General features: G+C 70.6%; 11 protein-coding genes. 7 read left to right on the top strand and 4 right to left on the bottom strand.

The window, feature by feature from the left end; all coding sequences use genetic code 11:
* The 4 genes from FAF44_RS48500 to FAF44_RS48515 form a co-directional block, all read right to left on the bottom strand.
* A partial coding sequence (locus FAF44_RS48500; protein WP_237110243.1) for an ABC transporter ATP-binding protein occupies positions 1-642 on the bottom strand: 642 nt, incomplete at its 3' end.
* Positions 639-1457: a carbohydrate ABC transporter permease gene (locus FAF44_RS48505; RefSeq protein ID WP_237110244.1), complete on the bottom strand. Its 819-nt coding sequence runs from the start codon at positions 1455-1457 to the stop codon at positions 639-641. The genes FAF44_RS48500 and FAF44_RS48505, both read right to left, overlap by 4 nt.
* Before the next feature lie 58 nt (positions 1458-1515).
* Positions 1516-2430 carry a carbohydrate ABC transporter permease gene (locus FAF44_RS48510; RefSeq protein WP_237110245.1) on the bottom strand — a complete coding sequence of 305 codons (915 nt, stop codon included), beginning with the start codon at positions 2428-2430 and terminating at the stop codon, positions 1516-1518.
* Positions 2417-3784 (bottom strand): extracellular solute-binding protein, encoded by a 1368-nt coding sequence (locus tag FAF44_RS48515; protein WP_237110246.1) that lies wholly within the window; start codon positions 3782-3784, stop codon positions 2417-2419. The genes FAF44_RS48510 and FAF44_RS48515 overlap by 14 nt, the downstream gene beginning before the upstream one ends.
* A gap of 225 nt (positions 3785-4009) precedes the next feature.
* Between FAF44_RS48515 and prcB the strand changes: the two genes are divergently transcribed.
* From prcB to FAF44_RS48550, 7 genes are all read left to right on the top strand, one after another.
* Positions 4010-4858, top strand: coding sequence for a proteasome subunit beta (prcB, locus tag FAF44_RS48520; protein ID WP_237110247.1), 849 nt, complete (start codon positions 4010-4012; stop codon positions 4856-4858).
* A 21-nt stretch (positions 4859-4879) separates the two neighbouring features.
* Complete coding sequence (gene prcA / locus FAF44_RS48525; protein ID WP_237110253.1) at positions 4880-5698, top strand: proteasome subunit alpha; 819 nt, start codon at positions 4880-4882, stop codon at positions 5696-5698.
* 236 nt (positions 5699-5934) lie between these two features.
* Entirely contained in the window at positions 5935-6459 is a 525-nt protein-coding gene (locus tag FAF44_RS48530) for a hypothetical protein (RefSeq protein ID WP_237110248.1), read from the top strand.
* Between the two features lie 140 nt (positions 6460-6599).
* Positions 6600-7958, top strand: a complete 1359-nt coding sequence (pafA, locus tag FAF44_RS48535; protein WP_237110249.1) for a Pup--protein ligase — start codon at positions 6600-6602, stop codon at positions 7956-7958.
* An 87-nt stretch (positions 7959-8045) separates the two neighbouring features.
* Positions 8046-8999: an FKBP-type peptidyl-prolyl cis-trans isomerase gene (locus FAF44_RS48540; protein ID WP_237110250.1), complete on the top strand. Its 954-nt coding sequence runs from the start codon at positions 8046-8048 to the stop codon at positions 8997-8999.
* A 195-nt stretch (positions 9000-9194) separates the two neighbouring features.
* Positions 9195-10103 carry an FKBP-type peptidyl-prolyl cis-trans isomerase gene (locus tag FAF44_RS48545; RefSeq protein ID WP_237110251.1) on the top strand — a complete coding sequence of 303 codons (909 nt, stop codon included), beginning with the start codon at positions 9195-9197 and terminating at the stop codon, positions 10101-10103.
* Positions 10104-10136: 33 nt separating this feature from the next.
* Positions 10137-10805, top strand: a complete 669-nt coding sequence (locus tag FAF44_RS48550; RefSeq protein WP_237110252.1) for a metalloregulator ArsR/SmtB family transcription factor — start codon at positions 10137-10139, stop codon at positions 10803-10805.
* Positions 10806-10842: the final 37 nt, after the last annotated feature.

Genomic DNA, 10842 nt, shown 5'->3' on the forward strand with positions numbered 1-10842 from the left:
GACCTGGACCATCCGGCCGGCGGACATGACGGCGATGCGGTCGGCCAGCGCGAGCGCCTCGGCCTGGTCGTGGGTGACGAAGACGGTGGTGACGGCCAGCTCCCGCTGCAGGCGCTTGAGGAAGGTGCGGGCTTCGAGACGCAGGCGGGCGTCGAGGTTGGACAGCGGCTCGTCGAACAGGAAGGCGGTGGGGTGGCAGGCGATGGCGCGGGCGAGCGCGACGCGCTGCTGCTGGCCGCCGGAGAGCTCGGCGGGGCGGCGGTGCAGGAGCTCGGTGAGGCTGAGCCGGGCGGCGACGCCGGCGGCCTTGGCGGCGCGTTCGGCGCGGGGGACCTTCTTGATGCGCAGCGGGTAGGCGATGTTGGCGGTGACGTCCATGTGCGGGAAGATCGCGTAGTCCTGGAAGACCATGGCGACGTCGCGGTCCCCCGGGGGCAGGCGGGTGACGTCCTTGCCGTCGATGTGGACGCTGCCACGGGTGGGGGTCTCGAGCCCGGCGATGGTGCGCAGCAGCGTGGTCTTGCCGCAGCCGGACGGGCCGAGCAGGGCGAAGAACTCGCCGTCGGCGATGGTGAGGCCGATGCCGTCGAGGGCGTGGACTCCGCCGGGGAACACTTTGGCGAGGGCGTGCAGGGTGATCACCGCTTGATTCCTCCGTGGAAGCGGAAGCCGTAGCGCTGCGAGACGAACAGGTACATGGCGACGACGGGCAGCGAGTAGAGCAGCGAGAAGGTGGAGATGAGGTCGAGCTTGGGCGCGCCGCCCTCGGTGTAGAGGGTGTAGAGGATGACCGAGCCCGGCGCCTTCTCCGGATCCCTGAGCAGGATGAACTGGAACAGGAAGCCGCCCCAGACGCTGGCGAGCGCCCAGACGGCGATGGTGGCCAGGCCGGGGCGGACGAGGGGCACGACGATGTGGCGCAGGATCTGCAGGGGAGTGGCGCCGAAGACGCGGGCGGACTCCTCGTACGAGGTGGGGGTCTCGTCCATGAAGTCCTTGAGGATGAAGATGGCGGCGGGCAGCAGGCCGCCGGAGACGACGAGCACGACCCCGAGATGGGTGTCGATGAGGCCGAGACGGGTGGCCAGCTCGAAGATGGGCACCATGGCCGCGGTGCCGGTGACCACGGACGACAGCAGGAGCAGCAGGTAGAGCAGGACGTCGCGGCCGGGCACCCGGACGCGGGAGAGCGCGTAGGCGGCCAGCGCCGCGAGCACCACGACGACGACGGCCGCGCCGCCGCCCTGGATGAGCGAGTTGCGGATCGAGCCGAGGGCGTAGGGGTTGTCGAGGATGGCGGAGAAGTTGCCCAGGGTGAAGTCGGGGATGGAGGTGGTGATCGAGGGGGTGTCGTCGAACGGGGCGCTGGCCAGCCAGAGCATGGGCAGCGCGAAGAGGGCCAGGACGACGGCGATGACGATGGTGGCGGTGAGTCTGCCGACGGTGTGGCGGATCATGTGACTGCTCTCCGGCTGCGGCGCCGGGCCGCCGTGCGGGTGGGATGAGGCCTGCTCCTCATGCGGGCGGGCCGGGGGTCGCGGCGGCCTCCTGGGGTCGCCGCCGGCCGCGCAGCAGGCGCAGGTAGGCCAGGGCGAACAGCAGGTTGATGAGCAGGATGAGGAAGGAGATGGCCGCTCCGGCGCCGAGCTGGCCGTCCTTGAGCGCGACGCGGTAGACGTAGACCGGCAGGATCTCGGAGCGGCCTTCCGGGCCGCCGCCGGTCAGGACGAACGGGGTGAAGTCATTGAACGTCCACAGGCTGATGAGCAGCAGGTTCGTCAGGATGTGCCGGCGGATGAGGGGCACCACGACGTCGCGGAGCTGCTGGAAGACCCCGGCCCCCGCCAGGCGGGCGGTCTCGAGGTGGGAGGGCGGGACGTTCTCCAGCGCGGCGGAGTAGAGCATCATGGAGAACGCGGTGCCGCGCCAGACGTTGAACACGATGATCGACAGCAGCGGGTAGTCGAGCAGCCAGGCCAGGCCGGGGGTGCTCAGCAGCGCGTTGAGGGTGCCGTCGTCGGAGTCGAGCAGGGCGTACCAGAGGAAGCCGACCACGGTGCTGGGCAGGATCCAGGCGAGCAGCACGACGCCTTCGAGCACCCGCCGGACGGGCCCGGTGCGGGTGCGCAGCAGCCAGGCCAGGGTGAAGCCGAGCCCGGCCTGCCCGATGACGGCCGAGCCGCCGACGTAGGCGAGGGTGAGCCACAGCGAGGTGAGGAAGCGGGGGTCGCTCAGCGCGCCGGTGTAGTTGTCCACGCCGACGAACCGGGGCTCGGCGGCGGCCAGGCCGGTCAGGCGGTAGTCGGTGAGGCCGAGGTAGATGGTCCACAGGGCGGGGAAGACGAGGAAGACGGCGATGAGGGCGAGGGCGGGCAGGACGAACGCGATCGCCCTGCCCCGGCCGAGCCCGGCGGCGTCAGCCACCGACATTGGCCGCGCCCCCGACGATTCCCTCCAGCGCGCTCTGGTAGGCGGCCGACGCCTCGTCCGGCGTCTTTCCGCTGACGACGGCCGCGGTGGCCTCCTGCAGGGCGGTGGAGACCTGCGGGTAGACGGCCAGCCCCGGACGGTAGGCGGTGAGCGGGAGCACCTCGTCGGCGATGTACTTGAGCATGGGATCGGCGGCGAGCACCTCGTCGTTGACGTCGGTGCGGGAGCTGATGCGGGCCTGCCCGGCGAGCTGTGACTTGGTGGCCGCGGCCGAGTGCATGAAGGCGAGCAGGTCCCAGGCGAGCCGGGGGCTCTTGGAGAACGGGTTCAGCACGCGTACGGCGCCGCCCGACATGCTGACGAAGTCCTGGCCGCGCACGCCGCCGCCGGGCCGGACGGCGGGGATCTTGGCGTAGCCGACGGCCTGGTCGCGGTCCTTCATGGGGGCGACGCCGGCCTGGGGTTCGATGACCGAGCGCCAGAAGTAGTCGCTCTCGGCGAGGATGCCGATCTCGCCCTCGGCGAAGCGGGCGAAGGATTTGTCGCGGCCCTTGGCGTCCTGCTGGAGCCGGGGGTCGCCGAGGCCGCTGCCGCCGTAGATCCGCTGGTAGAGGCCGAGGACGTCCTTCATGGCCGGCGAGCCCCCGGTCCACTTGCCGCCGGAGTAGATCTCGGCCCCCGCGCCGGCGAGCAGGGGCAGGACGCCCTGCATGGTGGTGGCCTCGCCCATGGCGGTGCCGGCGTTGAGCTGGATGGGGGCGGGCACGCCGGCCGCCTTGAGCTTGACGCCGGCGTCGATGATCTCCTGCCAGCTCGTGGGCTGCCAGTCGGCGGGCAGGCCGGCCTTGGCGAACAGGGTCTTGTTGTAGAACAGGACGCGGCCGTCGGTGCCCTGGGGCAGGCCGTACTTCTTGCCGTCGAAGATGCCGAGGCCCTGGACGGCCTCGGGGATCTGGGCCCAGCCCTCCCACTGGCCGACGGTGGCGCCGCCGACGTCGGTGAGCGGCTTGATGTAGCCGGCCTGGGCGAACTCGCCGACCCAGATGCCGTCGAGGTCGATGACGTCGGCCCCGGTCCTGGACTTGAGGTCGAGCGCGACCTTGGTCTTGTACTGCTCGTCGTCGACGCCGCTCTGCTGGAACAGCACCTTGACGTCGGGATGGGTCTTCTCGAACTCGGGGATCACCCACTGCTTGATCCACTGGGCGGTCTCGGAGTTCTTGCCGCCTTCGATGGAGTTGGCGGCGATGGTGAGGACGGTGCTGCCCCCGTCGGCGCCGCCGCCGGTGCCGCAGGAGGTGAGGGTGAGTGCGGCGATGGCCCCGATCAACGCGGTCCGGCTGAGGAGTCGCATGTCAGCCTCCTGTTGAGGATGTGCAGACATACCGACAATCGCACGGGCGGTGACCGCCGTAAAGAAACGATCTGAACACGGGCCTTGTACGCCGGTTCCGGCGTACCGGTCCTTTCAGGAGAGTCCCGGAGGAGGGTTCGCCGTGAGCTGATCGTGGGAAGTGCAGACAACAACCCAACATGAGTAGGGTCGCCCTAGGAACACTGAACGTTTGGAGGGAGTCGCGTGGCATCGCACAGGGATCTGCCCGTCGGCTTGGTGAACCGGCTTTTCCAGAACACCGGAAGTTCCTCGTTCACGGAGTTCGTCGGCTCGTACGCGCCCGAGCTGCTGCCCCCGCGGGACGAGGCGCTGGCGACGCCGATCGGCGACCAGGTGCCGCACGCGACCACGATCGTGGCCGCCACCTTCGCCGGTGGCGTGATCATGGCGGGCGACCGGCGGGCGACGTCGGGCAACATCATCTCGCAGCGTGACGTGGAGAAGGTGTTCCGCGCCGACGACCATTCGTGCATGGGCATCGCCGGCACGGCCAGCACGGGCATCGAGTTCGCCCGCCTGTACCGGGTGGAGCTGGAGCACTACGAGAAGGTCGAGGGCCGATCGATGTCGGTCCAGGGCAAGGCCAACCGGCTGGCCACCATGATCAGGGGCAATCTCGCCATGGCGATGCAGGGGCTGGTGGTGGTGCCGCTGTTCGCCGCGTACGACCCCACGCGGGACGAAGGACGCATCTTCAGCTACGACGTGGCGGGCGGGCCGTACGAGCGGGAGAAGTTCGACGCGATCGGGTCCGGCTCGATCTTCGCGCGCGGGTCGCTGAAGAAGCTCTACCGCGAGGGCTCGACGGCCGACGACATGGTGATGACGCTGATCCAGGCGCTGTACGACGCGGCCGACGACGACTCGGCGACGGGCGGGCCGGATGTGACGAGGAAGATCTGGCCCATCGTGTCCGTGATCGACGCCGACGGCTTCCGCCGCCTGTCGCAGGACGAGGTGTCCGGGTACGTCCAGCAGATGCTCGACGCCCGCCTGATCTCGCCCGACGGCCCCATCGCCCCGCTGCGCTAGAAAGGACCACCACACGTGTCCATGCCTTTCGGATATGCGTCCCCCGAGCAGATCATGCGGGACAAGGCCGACTACGCGCGCAAGGGCATCGCGCGGGGCCGGTCGGTCGTCGTGTTGCAGTACGTGGACGGCATCGTGTTCGTCGCGCCCAACCCGTCGCGGGCGCTGCACAAGATCAGCGAGATCTACGACCGCATCGGCTTCGCGGCCGTGGGCCGCTACAACGAGTTCGAGGAACTGCGGCTCGGCGGCATCCGCTACGCCGACATCAACGGCTACACCTACGACCGCTCCGACGTCACCGGCCGCGGCCTGGCCAACCTGTACGCCTCCAACCTGGGCCGCATCTTCACCGAGTCGATCAAGTCGCTGGAGGTGGAGGTCGTGGTCGCCGAGGTGGGCGACACCAAGGAGGGTGACGCCATCTACCGGCTCACCTTCGACGGGTCCGTCTTCGACGAGCACGGTTTCGCGGCGATGGGCGGGCAGGCCGAGGCGGTCGCGACCCGGCTGAAGGAGCGCTACCGCGAGTCGATGTCGCTGGCCGACGCGCTGGAGGTGGCGCTGACGGCGCTGACCGAGCCGGGCGGTGAGCGTCCGCCGCTGGCGCAGCTCGAGGTGGCGGTGCTCGACCGCAACCGGGAGCACCGCAAGTTCCTGCGGCTGACGGGGGCGCGGCTGGAGCGGCTGCTCGCCCAGACCAGCAACCCGCCGTCGAGCACCACCCCGCCGCCGGCGCCGTCCGCCGGCTCCGAGGACACCCCGCCGCCCACGTCGCCGCCCACGTCCCCGCCCACTGGGCCCGACGGCGACGTGGACGACGGGTCCTCGCCGCTGTAGGGGCACGGGACATTCCGACGGGGATCGCCGAACCGGGCGGTCCCCGTCGTCGTTTCGCGCGGGCAGCCGGTGCTGTTCCGCGGAGGCCGCTCGCCTGGAAATCTACAATGTAAAGGCGTCGGGGCGTGGGTGGCGGGTGATGCGGCTGGGTGAAGGGGGCGGGGCCGCTGGAGAGTGTGACCTGTATCACTCCGCGGTGGGCGAACATGTGCGGTGGATCAAGGATCTCAACAGCTATGAACACTCCCTTGCGCAGCCTCCTCGCTGCCGGTGCCGCCGGAGCCGTGCTGCTCACCGCCGGTGTGTCCACGGCGGACGCCGCCGCGTTCCCCAGGTACAAGGCGCCCAAGGTCTTCGGCACCACCTTCCAGTCCGACCCCGGGCACGACTTCACCAAGGGCATCCACACCCGCCACGACGGCATCCTGCGCGGCTGGATCACCCACGTGAGCGGCTCGGTGGCCGAGTACGAGCCGATCAGGTGGAAGAAGGGCACCCGCACGGAGGGCTACTTCGAGGGCCCGCCGGAGGGCGACGTCACGGCGTACGCCTCGTCCATCGCCAAGAACGTGGTCTTCCTGTCCGCGTACGGGTGCAAGACGCCCGGCGAGAGCGTGACCGCGAGCCGCAGCACGGGGCTGGGCGCCACGCGCTGCTCCACGGCGACGCTGGTCAAGCGGCACGGCAAGACCCCGCACCCCGCCCTCATCACCGTGTACAAGGGGAAGATCGTCCAGGTTCAGGAGATCTACACCCCCTGACCGGCGGGCCGGCACACCCGCGCCCCGTGGGGGCGGGCGCGGGCCGAGGCGCACTTGCGGCGCGCGGTGGTAAAGCAGCGGTGGTAAAACACCGGCGAAGATCTCTCCCGCTCGCCGATCCGTGGGCATAGTGTGAGGTGATGGATCGTCGCATCTTCGGGCTGGAGAACGAGTACGGCGTGACCTGCACGTTCAGGGGGCAGCGCAGGCTGTCGCCCGACGAGGTCGCGCGCTACTTGTTCCGGCGGGTCGTGTCCTGGGGCCGATCGAGCAACGTCTTCCTCCGCAACGGCGCGCGTCTGTATCTCGACGTGGGCAGCCATCCTGAGTACGCAACACCCGAGTGTGACAACGTCATCGAGCTCGTCACCCACGACAAGGCGGGCGAGCGCATTCTCGAGGGCCTGCTCGTGGACGCCGAGAAGCGGCTGCGCGAAGAGGGCATCGCGGGTGACATCTACCTGTTCAAGAACAACACCGACTCGGCCGGCAACTCCTACGGCTGCCACGAGAACTACCTGGTCGGCAGGCACGGGGAGTTCGGCCGGCTGGCGGACGTGCTGATCCCGTTCCTGGTGACGCGGCAGATCGTGTGCGGGGCCGGCAAGGTGCTGCAGACCCCGCGCGGCGCGGTCTACTGCGTCTCGCAGCGGGCCGAGCACATCTGGGAGGGCGTCTCCAGCGCCACCACCCGCTCGCGTCCGATCATCAACACCCGGGACGAGCCGCACGCCGACGCCGAGCGGTTCCGCCGCCTGCACGTCATCGTGGGCGACTCGAACATGAGCGAGACCACCATGTTGCTCAAGGTCGGGGCCACCGACCTGGTGCTGCGCATGATCGAGGCGGGCACGGTGATGCGCGACCTGTCGCTGGAGAACCCGATCCGGGCCATCCGCGAGGTCTCCCACGACATGACGGGCCGCCGCCGGGTGCGCCTGGCCAACGGGCGCGAGGCGTCCAGCCTGGAGATCCAGCAGGAGTACCTGTCCAAGGCGAAGGACTTTGTCGACCGCCGCGGCGGCGACGCCATCGCCCACCGGGTGCTGGAGCTGTGGGAGCGCACGCTGAACGCGGTCGACACGGGCAACCTCGACCTGGTCGCGCGCGAGATCGACTGGGTGACGAAGTACCAGCTCATCGAGCGTTACCGGCACAAGTACGACCTGCCGCTGTCCTCGCCGCGGGTGGCCCAGCTCGACCTGGCCTACCACGACGTGCACCGCAAGCGGGGCCTGTACTACCTGCTGCAGAAGCGCGGCTCGGTCGACCGGGTGGCGTCCGACCTGAAGATCTTCGAGGCCAAGTCGGTGCCGCCGCAGACCACCAGGGCGCGGTTGCGCGGCGAGTTCATCCGCAAGGCCCAGGAGAAGCGGCGCGACTTCACCGTCGACTGGGTGCACCTCAAGCTGAACGACCAGGCGCAGCGCACGGTGTTGTGCAAGGATCCGTTCCGCAGTGTGGACGAGAGGGTCGACAAGCTGATAGCGGGCATGTAGGGCGGAACGTGACGCTCCGTTTACCTCGCCCCTACCGGCATCTCGGGTAGGGTGACGCGAATCTGCCGTCTTTTCCGAGGGAAACCCATGCGCCGCGCTCTGGCCGTTCTGGCCGCCGTGCCATTGATCTTGTCCGCCGCCGCGTGCGGCTCCGATGACGGCGCCGGTGCCGGTGCCGGCACCGACACCGGCGCCGTCGCGTCCGGCGGGTCGTCCGGGGTCAAGGTCGCCGGGGACGTGGGCGCCAAGCCCACGGTGACCTTCCCCTCCGGCTCGCCCGCCACGAAGTCGTCGTACGAGGTGATCCAGCCCGGCACCGGCGACGGCGTCAAGGCCGGCGACCGGGTGATCGTCAACCTGACCGTCTACAACTGGGACGGCGGCGGCAATGCCGCCCAGGGCTCGTCCTACGACACCAAGACGCCGGAGACGATCGCCGTCAACGAGCAGCTCCCGCAGGTGCTGCAGGAGGGCTTCACCAAGATCAAGCACGGCGGCAGGCTGCTGGCCGTGCTGGCCAACGACGCCGTGCCCCAGCAGCAGGCGACGACGCCCGCCGAGCCGACCAAGGTGTTCGTGTTCGACGTGGTCGGCACGCAGCCGCCGGCGCTGAAGGCGGCCACCGGCAAGGAGACGGGCGAGTCCCTCAAGGGCGTCAAGGTGGACAACCCGGGCGGCGAGAAGGCTCCCACGCTGACCACGAAGACCGGTGACAAGCCCGGCAAGGAGCTGGTCGTCAAGACGGTCATCCAGGGCACCGGCGAGAAGGTCCGGGAGGGCCAGACGCTCACCGTGCACTACACGGGCAAGATCTGGGGCACCGACAAGCAGTTCGACTCGAGCTGGGAGCGGGGCGAGCCCGCCGAGTTCCCGCTCGGACAGGTGATCCAGGGCTGGCAGAAGGGCCTGGCCGGGGTGCCGGTCGGCAGCCGTGTCGTCATGAGCATCCCGCCGGACCTCGGCTACGGCAGCCAGGAGCAGCAGGGCATCCCCGCCAACAGCACGCTGGTGTTCGTGGTGGACGTCCTCGGGGCCTTCTGAGCGAACCGTCCCGACTGTCTGAAGGAACGCCCCGGGCGCTCGCCCGGGGCGTTCCTTGCGGCTTGCTGACGGGCGGTCTCCTGTCGCGGTAGCATCGCGAGCCCGGCGGCGCGCAGCCGCGCGCGAGCGCGTCACGAGCGCGGTGCGCGACCGTGCGCCATCCCGCCGCCGGGCCGCCGTGTGCTGGGAGGACCGATGCGCCGTGCCGCCGTGTCACTGCTGCTGGCCCCCCTGCTGCTGACGCCCGCGCTGGCCGGCTGTACGAGCGGGGCGCCGGGAGAACTGGACCTGAAGGTGGGCGGCCCGTTCGGCGCCCGTCCCACGATCGTCTTCCCCGACGCCAAGCCGATGGCCGGGCTGCAGGTGGACGAACTGGCGGCGGGCAAGGGCGAGCCGCTGCGCGCCGACGACGTGGCGATCGTCCAGTACACCGCGCACGTGTGGGACGGCAGGGACAACCGCCTGGTCGACTCCAGCTTCAACCGGGGCACCCCGGCGGCCTTCCCCATGGGGGAGCTGCTGCCGGGCCTGGAGCGGGCGCTGAAGGGCCGCAGGGTGGGCAGCCGCGTCATCGCCGCCATCCCGCCGGGTGACGGGTTCGGCGCCAACCCGCCGCAGGGCGTCGCCGACGGCGAGGAGCTGTTCTACGTCGTGGACATCCTCGGCGCCCACCGCAAGGGCGCCTCGGTCGAGTCGCGTGGCGGCACGCTGGCCGGGGTGCGGGTCGGCGGCGGGGCCAGGCCCGCGCTGGCCGTGCCCGCGGGGCCGCCGCCCGCCACGTTCGCGGCCAAGGTGCTGGCCAGGGGCGACGGGCGGGCCGCGCGGGCCGGGCAGCTCGTGGTCACCCAGTACGAGGCCGCCGTGTGGAGCCGCCGCAGCGTCTTCGACGCCACCTGGACCGGCGGCGGACCGAAGGCGTTCAAGCTGGGCGACGGCAGCGTGATCAAGGCGTGGGACAAGGCGCTGGACGGCGTGCCGGTCGGCAGCCGGGTGCTGATGATCGTCCCGCCCGCGTACGGGTACGGGCGCGCGGGCCACCCGGAGTACGGGATCAAGTCCTCCGACACGCTCGTCTTCGTCGTGGATCTCATCGCCGCCTACTGAGCCGGCATCGGGAGCGTTTCATAGACTCCCGCTGTGAGTAGCGACGACCTCGAGGCGCTGGCCCTGTTGCACGACCCCGTCCGCCGCAGCCTGTACGACGCCGTCGCGGCCCGGGGCGGCGACGTGGGCCGCGGGGAGGCGGCCGAGGCCGCGGGCGTGTCCAGGACGCTGGCCGGGCACCACCTCGACAAGCTGGTCGAGGCGGGGCTGCTGGAGAGCGGGTTTCGGCGGCAGGAGCGGAAGGGGCCGGGCAGCGGGCGTCCCGCGAAGGTCTACCGCAGGGCCGGGGGCGAGCGGTCGGTGAGCCTGCCGCCGCGCGACTACGTCACCCTGGCCTCGGTCCTGGCCGACGTGGTGGACGTGCTCGGCGCCGAGGAGCGGGCCGAGGAGGCGGCGCGCGGCGCGGGCGTCAGGCTGGCGCGGCGGCGCCGGGGCGTGCCGGTCGAGCGGGTGCTGAGTGAGCGCGGCTACGAGCCGTACGCCGAGGGCGGCCGGGTGCGGCTGCGCAACTGCCCGTTCCACGTGCTGGCCGAGGAGCAGCCGCTGCTGGTGTGCTCGATGAACCTGGCCCTGTGCCAGGGGCTGCTGGAAGGGCTCGGTGACGACCCGGCGCGGGCCGCGATGGACCCGCGGCCGGGGGAGTGCTGCGTGTCCCTCCAGCCCTCTCTAAAACAAACGAATATTGACATAGAAGGTGGGTGATGGTGAGCTGACCCCCATGAGCCTGACTCCCACGAAC

The sequence above is a fragment of the Nonomuraea sp. MG754425 genome (assembly GCF_021699195.1).
Lineage (GTDB): Bacteria > Actinomycetota > Actinomycetes > Streptosporangiales > Streptosporangiaceae > Nonomuraea.